This window comes from Stappia sp. ICDLI1TA098 (assembly GCF_054880955.1).
In genome coordinates, this window is sequence record NZ_JBTZBT010000002.1 from 61,846 (window position 1) to 75,722 (window position 13,877).

Annotated in this window: 11 protein-coding genes; 1 reads left to right on the forward strand and 10 read right to left on the reverse strand. The window is 68.1% G+C overall.

Annotation, left to right across the window (positions count from 1 at the left end; all coding sequences use genetic code 11):
* Window positions 1–138: 138 nt before the first annotated feature.
* The 7 genes from ACSLUQ_RS10650 to hisS all read right to left on the reverse strand — a co-directional run bounded on the left by ACSLUQ_RS10650 (window position 139) and on the right by hisS (window position 8,770).
* The gene (locus ACSLUQ_RS10650; RefSeq protein ID WP_417774488.1) at window positions 139–828 is read right to left on the reverse strand and encodes a Crp/Fnr family transcriptional regulator; all 690 of its coding nucleotides are present in this window, start codon (window positions 826–828) and stop codon (window positions 139–141) included.
* Between the two features lie 397 nt (window positions 829–1,225).
* Window positions 1,226–2,032: a ChbG/HpnK family deacetylase gene (locus ACSLUQ_RS10655; RefSeq protein WP_417774487.1), complete on the reverse strand. Its 807-nt coding sequence runs from the start codon at window positions 2,030–2,032 to the stop codon at window positions 1,226–1,228.
* 85 nt (window positions 2,033–2,117) lie between these two features.
* A complete protein-coding gene (locus tag ACSLUQ_RS10660) occupies window positions 2,118–3,644 on the reverse strand; it encodes a glycosyltransferase family 39 protein (RefSeq protein ID WP_461808517.1) in 1,527 nt (508 codons plus the stop codon).
* Window positions 3,645–3,651: 7 nt separating this feature from the next.
* Window positions 3,652–4,815, reverse strand: a complete 1,164-nt coding sequence (locus ACSLUQ_RS10665) for a glycosyltransferase (protein WP_461808981.1) — start codon at window positions 4,813–4,815, stop codon at window positions 3,652–3,654.
* A 268-nt stretch (window positions 4,816–5,083) separates the two neighbouring features.
* Window positions 5,084–6,067 carry an ATP phosphoribosyltransferase gene (hisG, locus tag ACSLUQ_RS10670; protein ID WP_417774483.1) on the reverse strand — a complete coding sequence of 328 codons (984 nt, stop codon included), beginning with the start codon at window positions 6,065–6,067 and terminating at the stop codon, window positions 5,084–5,086.
* 34 nt (window positions 6,068–6,101) lie between these two features.
* On the reverse strand, window positions 6,102–7,214 hold the full coding sequence (locus tag ACSLUQ_RS10675; RefSeq protein ID WP_417774482.1) for an ATP phosphoribosyltransferase regulatory subunit: 1,113 nt from the start codon (window positions 7,212–7,214) through the stop codon (window positions 6,102–6,104).
* Window positions 7,211–8,770, reverse strand: coding sequence for a histidine--tRNA ligase (gene hisS / locus ACSLUQ_RS10680; RefSeq protein WP_461808518.1), 1,560 nt, complete (start codon window positions 8,768–8,770; stop codon window positions 7,211–7,213). The genes ACSLUQ_RS10675 and hisS overlap by 4 nt, the downstream gene beginning before the upstream one ends.
* A 702-nt stretch (window positions 8,771–9,472) precedes the next feature.
* On the opposite strand from hisS, the gene ACSLUQ_RS10685 reads away from it, so the two are divergent.
* A complete protein-coding gene (locus tag ACSLUQ_RS10685) occupies window positions 9,473–10,864 on the forward strand; it encodes an MATE family efflux transporter (RefSeq protein ID WP_461808519.1) in 1,392 nt (463 codons plus the stop codon).
* An 18-nt stretch (window positions 10,865–10,882) separates the two neighbouring features.
* On the opposite strand, the gene choV is transcribed toward ACSLUQ_RS10685, so the two are convergent.
* The 3 genes from choV to ACSLUQ_RS10700 all read right to left on the reverse strand — a co-directional run bounded on the left by choV (window position 10,883) and on the right by ACSLUQ_RS10700 (window position 13,866).
* Window positions 10,883–11,917, reverse strand: a complete 1,035-nt coding sequence (gene choV, locus ACSLUQ_RS10690; RefSeq protein WP_461808520.1) for a choline ABC transporter ATP-binding protein — start codon at window positions 11,915–11,917, stop codon at window positions 10,883–10,885.
* A complete protein-coding gene (gene choW, locus ACSLUQ_RS10695; protein WP_417772547.1) occupies window positions 11,917–12,762 on the reverse strand; it encodes a choline ABC transporter permease subunit in 846 nt (281 codons plus the stop codon). The genes choV and choW overlap by 1 nt, the downstream gene beginning before the upstream one ends.
* Window positions 12,763–12,918: 156 nt before the next feature.
* Window positions 12,919–13,866, reverse strand: coding sequence for a choline ABC transporter substrate-binding protein (locus ACSLUQ_RS10700; RefSeq protein WP_417772546.1), 948 nt, complete (start codon window positions 13,864–13,866; stop codon window positions 12,919–12,921).
* Between the last annotated feature and the right edge of the window lie 11 nt (window positions 13,867–13,877).

Below are 13,877 nucleotides of genomic sequence, written 5' to 3' on the forward strand. Positions count from 1 at the left end.
CAATGACCGAACCGAATACGTCTGACTATCGCGAGATATGAAAATTTACTGATGCTTCAATATATCTATACAATAGAAATCAACAGCCAGACCGGGAGACCGGCAGCGCAGCAACCCCCGATAGACGAGAAAAAAGACCTAGAGCGCGGAAGCGTCGCGCAGCCATTGCGGCTTTTCGAGGCAATAATAGCCCGAAATCCGGCTGATCGTGCCCGCCCTCTTCCAGTCGTTTAGGACACGGGAGACGTTCTCGCGTGCGGCGCCCGCCATATTGGCGATATCGGCCTGGGAAAGCTTGTAGTGGATCAGGATGCGGTCGTTGTCGACGGGCTTGCCGAAGGTGTCGGCAAGCTGCAGCAATGCCTGGGCAACACGGCCGGGAAGCGGCAGGAAGGAGCGCGCCGCCAGCACGTCGTTGGACTGGCGCAGGCGCTGGCCGACGATGGAGAGCATGTGACGATAGAGCGCCGGGTTTTCTTCCGCGAACCGGTCGAAGGCATGTTTCTCGATGAAGGCGAGGCGCGAATGCTTCAACGTCGTGACGGTGGCCGAGCGGGCGCGCCCGTCGAGCAGGGCGAGTTCGCCGACGATGGAGCCAGGCCCAAGCACAGCAAGCAACTGTTCGTCGCCGTCAACGCTGACGATGGAAACCTTGAGTGAGCCTTCCAGGATGGCGTAGCAGCCGTTGCCGGGGTCTCCGGCTTCGAAAAGGACCGCGCTCTGCTTGACCGTCATCGGCCGCGCCAACGCAGAAAGTCCGGCCGCGAGGCCGCAGTCCAGCCCCTGCATCGAGAAGCTGTTCTCAAGAAAGGTTCTCAGCTCGAGCATCTGCCGCCCCGATCCCTGCCAATCGTCGCCCCGGACCGCCGCGCAGGCAGCGAAGGGGCGCGGCGCGTCGGCTTCGCACGCCACCGGACCGCCGGCGGCTGCGCAAACGCGCCCGTGTGTTGCGAAAGGGAACCCTGCCCCGGGTCCCATGGCGTGCCGCAGCCGGCCTGGCCGGACCCGCGGGGCCATCTTAGACTCGTATCGCCCCCGGACAAACCCGATAGTGTGACGGCGGTCACTTCAATTGCCGCGCGAACACACCATATTGGAAGAAAGGGCGGTGCTTCCTGACCCGCCGCCCACCTCGAAAACCCGGCCCCCGTTCCCCGCGGGGGGCCGGGTTTCGCGCTTTCAGGGGGCGTTTCGCCGCCAGGCTGCCTCAACCCAGGCCGCCGCCTCAATAGAGGAAGATGTCCTTCTCCACGATCAGCAGTGAAAAGGCGGGACTGCGGAAGAAGTCCAGCTGCGACTGGCGCACCTCCTGCAAGGGGCGCGGCTCGCTGCGACGCAGGCGGTCGTCGATCTCGCCCGGCTGACAGAAGACCACCGCTCCGTCCGTCTGCCCGTTGAGACCGCGCCAGACGTGGCGCTCCAGATCGGCGCGGGTCGCGACAGCGGGAAAATCCGGTCCGCGCGTCATGGCGCGCAGGCCCGCATCGCGGGCGATCCTCTCCAACACACGCGCGGCGCGGCTCGGAGCGGCGCCGGGGCGTACGGCCACCGGCGAGACCACAGTCGGGCGCATGCGCCTCAGGCCCACCTGCTGCAGCACAACCCGGGCGATGCGCGGGCAGGCGAGCAGATCGTCGGCGACATGCAGGAAGTCGGCCGGGCGCTGGTAGAATTCCTCGAAACAGGTGAACTGCGCATCGACCTCATCGGCGAGAACGTCGCTGGGAACGAGACGCAGCCGGTCGCGCCAGCGCCACCAGGCGGCGCGCGGAAAGCGGTCGCCAAAGGTCTCGCGCGCCTTCACTGAAAGCGGCGCGTGCGGGCCGGTGAGCGCCAGCGTCAGGCCGACGCGGGTGCGGTGGCGGACACTGTCGACCGCATCGCGCAAGGGCAGATATTCGCGCGACCACAGGTCGGAGACGACAAGGCAGCCGACGGCCGAGAGCAGCCCGCCCTCGATCAGCCCGCGCAGCGCACGGTCGATGCCGAAGGTCAGCCCGTAGTCGGGAGAGGTCAGGAGGATCCGCTTCATCCGCTATCCTATGCGCAAGCGCGGGGCGGTTGCCAAGCGGCTTTGCCGCCCCCGCCCCGCCGGACGCCGTCTGGCCGGCCCCGGTTCACGGCAGCGGATAGACCGGATCGCGCGGATCGCCGCCGAGCGGCGCCGACACGCGGTAGACCACCAGCCGCTCGAGCGCGACGCCCTTCACCGCACGGGTGAGCACGGCGACACGCGTCACCGCGCCGAAGCGGGTCGAAAGGCCGGCGACACCCGGATCGCGCCGCTCCTCGGTGACGAACAGTGCCGGCCGGGCCACCGTCTCGCCCGGAAGCGGCGGCGTCATCACGTAACGGATGCGCTCGGTAAGCTGTCGCACGGGGATGTCGGTGTCGCGCAGGGCGAAGGCGAGCTGCGCGTTGAGCCCGTAGCCCTGTGTCGCGACCCATCCGGCGCCGTTCTCGCCGGCAAGCCGAAGCACCTGGGCGCGGACCTCGCTCCAGCCCCGGGTCTGGAAGGTCGGGTCCTTGCGCGCGAGGCTGCCGGTGAGCGGGGCGACCGCATGAATGTAGACAAGCCCCGAGGCGGCAAACCCGATGACAACCGCAGCCCCGGCGAGGCCGCGCCAGACCCGGGCGGAGAAAGCCGGCGGCTCCGCCGCGATCCAGGCTGCAAGCAGTGTCAGCGCGGGAAACAGCGGCGCCGGCCAGTTGGCCTGGACGCGGTCGTGGAAGGAATGCAGCAGCAGATAGGCGAAGAACGGCACGCTCGTCCACAGCAACAGGCCGGCGGCGCTGTCGCCCTTGCGCGCGCGCGCCACGGCACGGCCGACACCGAGGATGGCGAGAACCGCGGTGAGCGGATTGAGCAGTCCGGCAAGCCCGCCGAAGAACTCACCGACGTAGCGCAGCGTCCAGCCATGGGGCACGGCGCGGCCGAACTGCTTGACGAAGGAGGCCCACTCATGGGCGGCGTTCCATTGCACCACCGGCGCGAACAGCAGCACGGCGAGAAGCCCGCCAGCCCAGAGCTGCCAGGCCCCCCACCATACCCGCGCCCGGGGCACGAACAGCAGCCACAGCACGATGCCGGCACCAAGGAACAGCACCGAGTATTTCGACGTCAGGCCGAGACCGGCGATCAGGCCGATGGTGATCCACCACCACGGATTGCGGCTGGCATCGAGCTCCGCCAGCGCCCAGATGGCAAGCCCCCAGAAGAACACCGAGGGCGCATCCGGCGTGGCCATCAGGCTGCCGATGCCGATCAGCAGCGAGGTGTTGAACAGCAGCACCGCATAGCCGGCGGCCCTTGCGCCGAACAGCAGGAGGCCGGTGCGCCAGAGCGCCAGCGAGCCAAGCAGCGCGGAGAGGATCGGCACCAGGCGCACGCCGAGCGCGCCGTCTCCCGACAGCGCCATGCCGGCCCAGGTCCACCAGCCGATCATCGGCGGATGGTCGTAGTAGCCCAGCGCCGGATCGAGCCCCCACAAACGATAGTAGGCCTCATCCTCGGCAAGCCCGGAGAGCCCGGCGACGGCGAGTTTCGCCAGCGTCAGGACACCGACGATGACCGCCAGCCCCCCCGGCCGCAGCCAGAGGGGAAGCGTCGGATCGCTCTCGTGCCGGAGATGGGCCGTGGTCATTCCCGCCTCACGCCTTGCGCCAGGTGAGCACGGAGCTCGCGGCGTAGTTCCACACCGCCCCCATGACCGCGCCGGCGGCGCCGGCGATGCCGATCAGCAGCGCGCCGCCATCCTCGCGATAGATCAGCGAGGCGACGCCGACATTGGCGACGACGCCGAAGCCGCACACCAGATAGAAGGTCAGAAGCCCGCGCAGCGCGGCGAAGCCCGTCAGCCGCCGGTCGCGGTAGGTCAGCCGGTTGTTGAGCCAGAAGTTCGACGTCATGGCGACAAAGGTCGCCGCCGTCTGGGCAATGGTGAACTCCACGCCGAACGTCTCGATCAGCGTGAACAGCGCGGCCATGTGCACGACGACGCCGGACGCGCCGACCATCATGAACATGAGAAAGCGGACGGAGACGAGATCGCCGGCAAGCTTGGACAAGATGAGCCCCAGGAAATCGAGCGCGACGAGCGTGTCGAGCTTGCTCTCGCCGTGTAGCCGCTCGCGGAAGACGAAGGGAAGCTCGACGACCCTGAGCGAGCCGCGCGCGCTGGCGACGATGTCGAGCAGGATCTTGAAGCCCTGAGAGGAGAGCTTCGGCGCGAGGCGCTCGACCTCGGCGCGGCGGATCATGAAGAAGCCGCTCATCGGGTCGGACAGCTCGACCTTGAGGAAGATCCGCGCCAGACGGTTGGCAAGGGTGGAGCCGGAGGCGCGCACGCCCGACAGCCCGGCGCCGACGTCCCCGCCCTCGACGTGGCGGCTGGCGACGGCAAGATCCGCGCCGGCGCCGCCGTCCGCGCCGGTCAGGGCGGCAAGCATCCGCGGCAACAGCGTCTCGTCATGCTGCAGATCGGCGTCCATCACCGCGACGAACTCGGCCGAAGAGGCCAGCATGCCCTCGATGCAGGCGCCGGAGAGACCGCGCCGGCCAACGCGGCGGATGACGCGCACCCGCGGATCGTGGTTGGCGATGCTCCGGGCAAGCTCGGCCGTGCCGTCGGGCGAATTGTCGTCGACGACGATCGCCTCCCAGGCAATGCCGGCCAGCGTCGCTTCCAGCCGCTGCAGCAGGACGGGAAGGTTGTCGCGCTCGTTGAAGGTCGGCAGAACGACCGAAAGGACGGCGGTCTCGCTCGCTCCGGGCACGGGCGCGCCGCCGGCCTCGGGATCGCCGGCTGCCGGCATGTGGTCGTGGGATATCGTCGTCACTTTGTCGTCGCTGTCTTGGCGGTGCAGGCCTTGCCTGTCGTCCCGGCCGGCATCCACGATGCCGCGCCCTTGCGGACGTTGCCGAGGCTCATATGCCCGGCGAAGACCTCCTGTCCCGCACGGTCCCGAAGTCGCGCGGGACCATAATCCGCTTGGCCCCGATTGCAAGCACATTGGGGAAAGAGGCCTGCGGCCTCGCCTTCCAGCGCGTGCGACGGCAAGCCGGGCCTGTCGACAGGCACGCTTACGCCGCCGGGCCGACCTTTTCCGCCAGCGGTCCGAACAGCGGGTTCGCGGTGCCGAAGACGTAGTCGAGCGTCGTCACGCTGACATGCGGCGCGCCGTGGTCACGCAGCAAGGTGGCGCAGTCGGCGGCGTTCTTCGCCGGGCAATGCAGGAGCAGCGGCTGGCCGACCTGGGTGCCGAAGGGCGCGACCGCGCCGAACTGCTCGGCCGCGGCGCGCGCCGTCAGCTCTGGCGCCTGCACCAGCGCGCGGATCTCGCGGTGGCTGCGGGCGCGCTCCTCGGCCGAGATCCGGTCGAGGATCATCCGCGCCGCGGCGAGATGCGCGGGCGTCCAGTCCGCCGACAGGGAAGCGACGAGATTGGCCTGGCTCTTCAGGATGATGCCGTCGTCGAGAATCTTGAGGTTGTTGGCGGCAAGCGTCGAGCCGGTCGTGGTGATGTCGACGATGAGCTCGGCCGTGCCGGCGGCCGGTGCCCCTTCCGTCGCCCCGGCGCTTTCCACGATCCGGTAGTCGGACAGGCCGGCGCGGGCGAAGAAGTCGCGGGTCAGGGCGACATATTTGGTCGCGACGCGGATGCGCCCGCCCGTGCGGGCACGGAAATGGGAGGCGACATCGACAAGGTCGGCCATGGTGGCGACATCGATCCAGGCATCGGGCACGGCGACGACCACATCCGCGAAGCCGAAGCCGAGCGGTGTCACCACATGGACGCTGGCGTCCGGCCGCACGATGGTCTCATGCACCAGGTCGAGCCCTGTCACGCCGATGTGCGCCTTGCCGGCGGCGAGCTCGCGGGCGATCTCGGACGCGGACAGGAAGGCGATCTCGACTTCACTCGCATCGAACTTGCCAAGGCGGCCGCGGTAGTTGCGCGCGCCGCCCGGACGACCGACCGGGAGGCCGGCGCGGGCGAAGAAATCGTGGGTGTTTTCCTGCAGCCTGCCCTTGGAGGGGATGGCGATGATCAATGGTGTTGTCATGACAACCTCGTGTCCAGCGCGTCGTCCCGCGCCGTCAGATCCGGTCCAGCCAGATCGAGAAGCCCGTCGCGGGAATATGATCCCGGGCGCCGAGAAGCGCGAGCAGGCGGTCGTAGCGTCCGCCACCGACGATCTGTCCGGCGCTCGCGCGCGAGGCGGAATGGATCTCGAAGACGAAGCCCGTGTAATAGTCGAGCCGGCGGCCGAAGCTTGCCGAAAAGGCGAGACGGTCGGCGCCGATACCGTGGCCGGCAAGGGCCTCGAGACGGGAGGCGAAACGGTCGGGCGCTTCGCCGAGCGACAGGCCCTCGGCCTGCGCGAAGGCCGCGATCTTGTCGAGCGAGGACACCGGATCGCCGGAAATCGCCAGGAAGCGGGACAGGAGGTCGGCGGCCCGGGCCGTTTCAGGATCGCGGGAGGCAAGGCTTGCCTGCTCCAGCAACCGCTCGGCGATGTCGGCAGCACTGCGCCCGGCGATGGGGCGCAGGCCCGTGAGGCCGAGAAGCTCGGCAACGGCCGACTGGGCGGTCTCGGGGTCGAGCCCGTCGAGCGCGCGCACCAGCGCCGGCATCGGCGCGGCCTCGCCGCCGCCTGTCGCCACACCGTCCTTCATCGCCGCGACCGCGGCGTCGAGGCGGGCGCGCTCGCCAAAGAGTTCGCCGAGACGGCGCGCCCAGGCGGCGGGCAGTTCCAGCGCGTCGAGCACGGCGCGAAACAGCGCCTCGTCGCCGATCTCGATGGAGGCGTCGTCAACGCCGAGCGTGCCGAGGCTTTCCAGCGCAAGCGCAAGAATTTCCGCGTCCGCGGCCTCCAGATCGGAGCGGCCGAAACACTCGACGCCGGCCTGCTGGAACTCCGCCGGCCCCTCCTGGCGCTGGCGAAAGACCTTGCCGCAATAGGCGTAGCGCGCCGGGGTGCGGGCATCGGCGCCGTCGAGATGGGCGCGGCAGACGGGGATCGTGTAGTCGGGACGCAGGCACAGCTCCTCCCCCGCCCGGTCGGCGGTCAGGAACATGCGGCCGCGAATGTCCTCGCCGACAAGATCGAGAAAGAGCGCGGAAGGCTGGAGGATCGCCGGTTCGACGCGCGGAAAGCCCGCCCGCTCGAACAGCGCCGTCAGATCCCGGTAGGCATCGATGCCGCTCATTCGCCCGCTCCTCCGGCTCCCGCGCGGGCACGGTCCTCGGCGTGTTCGGCAAGCATGCGCGCGACGGTGACGACGAGGTCCGCCTCGGCGACGCTCACCTGCGCCGGCCGGCTCTCGCGCCAGGTGACATTGTCGGTGATCTTGCCGGAAAGCCGCTTGCCCTCGATCAGGTCCTTGACCTGGACAACGCCCTCGCCGCGCTCTTCCGAGCCCTGGATGATGGCAAGCGGGCAGCCGCGCCGGTCGGCATATTTGAGCTGGTTGCCGAACTTCTTCCAGTTGCCCTGGTACATCTCGGCGCGAATGCCGGCGGCGCGCAGGTCCTGGGTCATCTTCTGGTAGCGGGCAAGGCTTGCCGTGTCGCCGTCCATGACGGTGACAAGCACGGGGGCGAGCAGGTCTTGCGTGCCCAGCTTGCCGAGGTTCTTCAGCGCAGTCATCAACCGCGAGACGCCGATGGAAAAGCCGGTCGCCGGCACGTCGCTCCCGGTGAAGCGCTTGACCAGACCGTCATAGCGCCCGCCGCCGCCAACCGAGCCGAACTGCACGACCTCGCCCTTCTCGTTGGTGACGTCGAACAACAGCTCGGCCTCGTAGACGGGGCCGGTATAGTATTCGAGGCCGCGCACGACGGAGGGGTCGATCCGGATGCGATCCGGGTCGTAGCCGGCGGATCGGACCAGCTTTCGAATCTGCTCAAGCTCATCAAGACCCATATCAACACCAGTCGGCAGCGTAGTAAGCTTTGACCAACTGCGAAGATAGTCCTTATAGCGGCCTATCGAAAACGGCTTCTTCCACTTGTAGCTTAGAATTCGATGGTATCCAGCCAATATTCTAAGCTGGGAACTACTCAGCCCCGCTCCCTTTGTGTAGTCTCCGCTGTCGTCCTTGCGACCCTCGCCGAGCAGTAGTGCAACGCCCTGGGGTCCGAACTTGTCGAGCTTGTCGATGGCGCGCAGCACGGTCAGCCGGCGCTCGGCATTGTCCTCTCCGCCAAGGCCGATCGCCTCCATCACGCCGTCGAGCACCTTGCGGTTGTTGACACGGATGACGTATTGCCCGCGCGGGATGCCGAGCGCCTCCATCGTGTCGGCCATCATCATGCACATCTCGGCGTCCGCCTGGACGCCCGGCGCGCCGACGGTATCGGCATCGAACTGCATGAACTGGCGGAAGCGACCCGGGCCGGGCTTCTCGTTGCGGAACACCCAGCCGGCACGGTAGGTGCGATAGGGAAGCTGGATCTCGTTGATGTTCTCCGCCACATGACGAGCGAGCGGCGCGGTGAGATCGTAGCGCAGGCTCATCCACTGTTCGTCGTCGTCCTGCACGGAGAAGACGCCGGCATTGGGCCGGTCGGTGTCGGGCAGGAACTTGCCGAGGCAGTCGGTGTATTCGAAGGCCGGTGTCTCGACCGGGTCGAAGCCGTAGGATTCGTAGACCTTCCGGATCTCGGCGAGCATCGCGTCGGTGGCGCGGATGTCGGATGCGGAACGGTCGACGAAGCCGCGCGGCAGGCGCGCCTTCAGCTTGTTCGGTTTGGTCTTGGCCATGGACGAGCGGGATCCGTACGAGAAGGAGATGCGGCAGGCGCCGCCGGTTGTCGGTTTCCTAGACGAAAGAGCCCGCGCGGGCAAGGATATGCCGGATTTCAAGGCGTTTCACCGCCCCACCCCGGCCCGGCGCGCGGCCAGGGAGGGTTCTCCGACGCAAACACAGGCTGCCTCCTGGCCCCGCCCACGGCGTCATCTCCACCTCCCCACGGCGTTACCTCACCTCCCCTGAGGCGTCATCCCGGGCTTGACCCGGGATCCAATCCACGTCGCGGCAGGCGGTGCGACTGCCGGGTCCGCCCGGAGAGATCCGCAGGCCCAGAGCCCGCATCGCGCGCTGCGGGAGCCAATAGACCCCGGGTCAAGCCCAGGGTGACGGCGGAGCGGGAAGCCGGCACCCCACCTCCGCCGCTGAGTCACCTCGCCTCCCCCACGACGTCGCCCCCCCGCAGCGACGCCCCACCTCCTCCACGGCAACGCCTCACCACTCCTGAGGCGTCATCCCGGGCTTGACCCGGGACCCAATCCACATCGCGGCAGGCGGTGCGCCGTGGAGGGAGCGCGAGAAAGGCGTGGGTCACGGGCGTGGGCGCGGTTCGGGGAATTTCGCTCCGCCGCGCAATGGGATAGGTTGCGGGACTTGCATCCTGCTCCTTCCCGTCCGGCCAGCACCGCGCCGCCCGCCAGCCCGAGGACCGATACGTGGCCCATGACAGCGCCCCCGGCCACAAGGCCGATGCTTCTCCCGATGCGCCGGCGGGCGGAGCCGTGCGGCCCTTCGAGGTGACCAACCGGACGGTGCTCGCCATCGCGGTTCCGATGACGCTGGCCTATCTGTCGACACCGCTGCTCGGGCTGATCGATACGGCGGTGATCGGTCAGCTTGGCGACGCAGCGCTGCTCGGCGGCATCGCGCTCGGCGGCGTGCTTTTCGATCTGGTGTTCACCAGCTTCAACTTCCTGCGCTCCGGCACCACCGGGCTGACGGCGCAGGCCGTGGGGGCGGACGAGCATGAGGAAGAGCGCGCCGTGCTGCTGCGCGCGCAGGTGCTCGCCGCCAGCCTCGGCATCGCCCTGGCGGCTCTCAGCCTGCCGCTGCTGACGGCGGGGCTGTGGCTGATGGGCGGCAGCGCCGAGGTGCAGGCGGCGACCGCGACCTATTTCTCCGTCCGCGTGCTCTCCGCGCCTATGGCGCTTGCCAACTATGCTTTTCTCGGCTGGTTCATCGGGCGCGGGCAGGCGATGACCGCGCTTGCCCTGCAGACCGGACTGAACGGCATCAACATCGCGCTTTCGGTGGTGTTCGTGCTGGTGTTCGACTGGGGCGTCGCCGGCGTCGCGGCGGCGACCGTGGTGGCCGAGGCGACCGCCTGCCTCGCCGGTGCGGCAATCGCGCTGGCGATCCTCAGGGGCGCGCCGCTGCCCTCCCGCGCCAGATTGTTCGACCGGCAGAAGTTCCGCAGGATGATGGCGCTCAACGGCGACATCATGATCCGCTCGTTCTCGCTGATCGCCGCCTTCGGCTTCTTCTATTCGCGCTCGGCCGCACAGGGCGACACGGTGCTGGCGGCAAACGCGGTGCTGGAGAAGCTCTTCATGGTGGCGAGCTTCTTTCTCGACGGGCTGGCGACGGCGGCCGAACAGCTGTCGGGGCGTGCGGTGGGCGCGCGCTACCGCCCGGCCTTCGACCGTTCGCTGAAGCTGAGCCTGCTGTGGGGCTATGTGCTGGCCGGCCTGCTGGCGCTCGTCTTCCTGACCATGGGTCCGCTGTTGATCGAGACGATCACCACGGCCCAGGACGTGCGCGAGACGGCGGAGGCCTACCTGCCCTGGGCGGCGGCGACGCCGCTTCTCGGCGTGCTCGCCTTCCAGATGGACGGGGTCTTCATCGGCGCCACCTGGTCGCGCGACATGCGCAACATGATGCTGGTATCGCTGGTCGGCTTCCTTGCCGCCTATGCCATCGCCTTTCCGCTCCTCGGCAACCACGGCCTGTGGCTCGCCTTCGCGATCTTCCTGGCGATGCGCGGGTTCTCGCTGCTGGCGATCACGCCACGGCGGGCGGCGGCGACCTTTCCGCGCGCGCCGGGCTGAGCCGGCACGCGCGCGATTTTACAGCAGGCAGTCGAGGATCTCGTCCTCGCCGACCAGCCCCAGCGGCGCGGCGCCATCGGCAACCAGGATCGGCCCCTCGGACCGGCGCTTGAGGGCGATCACCTCGCGCACCGGCATGCGCGGCGGACAGACCGGCGCTTCGCCAAGCCGCTCCGCCTCGCCGGCGGCAAGCGGGCGCATGATGTCGCGGGCGCGCAGCACACCAAGCGGATTCATGTGGGCGACAAACTCGGCGACGTAGTCGGTCGCCGGCTTGCGGACGATCTCCTGCGGCGTGCCCAGCTGGATGACGCGCCCGCCCTCCATGATGGCGATGCGCGAGCCGATCTTGGCGGCCTCGTCGAGATCGTGGCTGACGAAGATGATGGTCTTGTCGAGCTTGTCCTGAAGCGCCAGCAACTCGTCCTGCAGATGGCTGCGAATGAGCGGGTCGAGCGCCGAGAACGGCTCGTCCATCAGGAGGATCGGCGCGTCGGTGGCGAAGGCGCGGGCAAGCCCGACGCGCTGCTGCATGCCGCCGGAAAGCTCGTGGACGTATTTGTCGCCCCACTGGGCAAGGCCGACCAGCTCGAGCTGGGCATCGACCTTTTCCTTGCGCCGGGCCGGGTTCAGCCCGGCGAGCTCGAGACCGAAGCCAACGTTCTCGCGCACGCTGCGCCAGGGCAACAGCGCAAACTGCTGGAACACCATGGCGATGCGCCCGCGCCGGAGCGCGCGCAGATCGGCCGGCGCGCAGGCGGACGGGTTCACCGAATGATCGCCGTCATGAACCAGCACCTCGCCGCGCGAAATCCGGTTGAGGCCGTTGACGGCGCGCAACAGCGTCGACTTGCCGGAGCCGGACAGCCCCATGAGAACGAGAAGCTCGCCCTCGACCACGTCGAAACTGGCATTCGAGACACCGAGTGTCTGGCCGGTCCGGCTCTGGATCTCGGCCCGGCTGAGGCCCTCGTCCATCAGCGGGTAGGCCAGTTCCGGCCTGTCGCCGAAGACGATGTCGACATCGCGGAAGGAAACGATGGGCTGCGTCATCAGGTGCGGCCCTCCGGCTCGTCGCGGCGGAAGAAGCGGTCGAGCACGATGGCGACCAGCACGATGGCGATACCGACCTCGAAACCGCGGGCGATGTTGACCGTGTTGAGGGCGCGCAGCGTCGGCACGCCGAGGCCGTCCGCCCCGACCAGCGCGGCGATCACCACCATGGAGAGCGACAGCATGATGGTCTGGGTGAGCCCGGCCATGATCTGCGGCAGCGCGTAGGGCAGCTCGACCTTCCACAACAGCTGCGACTTCGTCGCGCCGAAAGCCTCGCCCGCCTCGATGAGCTGGCGGGGGGTGGAGGAAACGCCGAGCTGGGTCAGGCGGATCGGCGCGGGTATGGCGAAGACGACAGTGGCGATCAGGCCGGGCACCATGCCCAGACCGAAGAGAATGAGCGCCGGGATCAGATAGACGAAGGTCGGGATCGTCTGCATCAGGTCGAGCACCGGACGCATCGCCGCATACAGCCTCGGGCGATGCGCGGCGGCGACGCCGAGCGGCACGCCGATCACCATGCACACGACGGCGGCGGCGATGACGAGCGAGAGGGTCTCGGTCGTCTCCTCCCAGTAGCCCTGGTTGATGATGAGAAGCAGGCTCGCGGCGACGAAGACGGCGAAGGAGAGCTTGCGGCGGACGACATAGGCAAGCGCACTCACGATGACCACCGCGACAAGCGGATGCGGAGCCTGGAGAACCCAGAGGATCGCCCCGATCATTGCCTCCAGTGCGACGGATATGCCGTCGAAGAACCAGGCGCCATTGTTGGTCAGCCAATCGACGCAGGCTCTCGCCCAGGGGCCGATCGGCAGTTTGTTGTCGGTCAGCCAGTCCACGCGAGCCGCCTCCTTTTCTGCCGTTTTTCGGGTATATCGCCCGCCATCACAGGCGGGAGGGGCGGCGGGTCCGCCACCCGGCGCCGCCGCTCCCGGGAAGGCTCCCCGGCGCGGCGGCGGTTGTTTTCAGGCCCGCGAGCGGCGCGGTCCGACGGCTTACAGGCCGAGTTCGGACTTCAGTGCCGCCTTGGCGTCGGAGCCGTCGAGCGTGGTCACACCCTCGAGCCACGCGTCGGCGGCCTTGGGATGCGCCTTGAGCCAGGCGCTGGCAGCCTTCTCCGGCTCGGTGCCGTCGTTCAGGATCGCGCCCATGATCTCGTTCTCCATCGACAGCGAGAAGACGAGGTTGTCGAGGAACTGGCCGACGTTCGGGCACTCCTTGCCATAGCCGGCGCGTACATTGGTGAACACCGTCGCGCCACCGTAGTTCGGACCGAAGACGTCATCGCCGCCTTCCAGATAGGCCATCTCGAAATTGGCGTTCATCGGGTGCGGCTCCCAGCCGAGGAAGACAACGTCCTCCTTGCGCTTGGCGGCGCGGGCCACCTGCGAGAGCATGCCGGCTTCCGAGCTCTCGACGATCTCGAAGCTCTTGAGGCCGAAGGTATTGCCCTCGATCATGTCGATGATCAGCCGGTTGCCGTCATTGCCCGCCTCGATGCCGTAGATCTTGCCGTCAAGGTCGTCCTTGAACTTGGCGATGTCGGCGAAGGACTTGAGGCCCTTGTCGTAGGTGTATTTGGGCACCGCCAGCGTGTATTTGGCGCCTTCCAGATTGGCCCGCACCGTCTCGACCGAACCGTCCTCGCGATAGGCCTTGATGTCGCCCTCCATGGTCGGCATCCAGTTGCCGAGGAAGACGTCGATGTCCTTGTTCTTCAGCGAGGCATAAGTGACGGGAACGGAGAGGATCTTGACGTCGGCGTCATAGCCGAGCGCCTCGAGCACCACGGAGGCAACCGCCGTCGTCGCGGTGATGTCCGTCCAGCCCACGTCGGAGAAGCGGACCGTCTTGCAGGCGTCGCCATCGGCGGCAAGAGCCGTGCCGGCCGTGAGGCCGACGGCAAGGGTTGCAGCGCCGAGGCGCAGGGCAAGTCTGGTCATGAGCGTTCGTC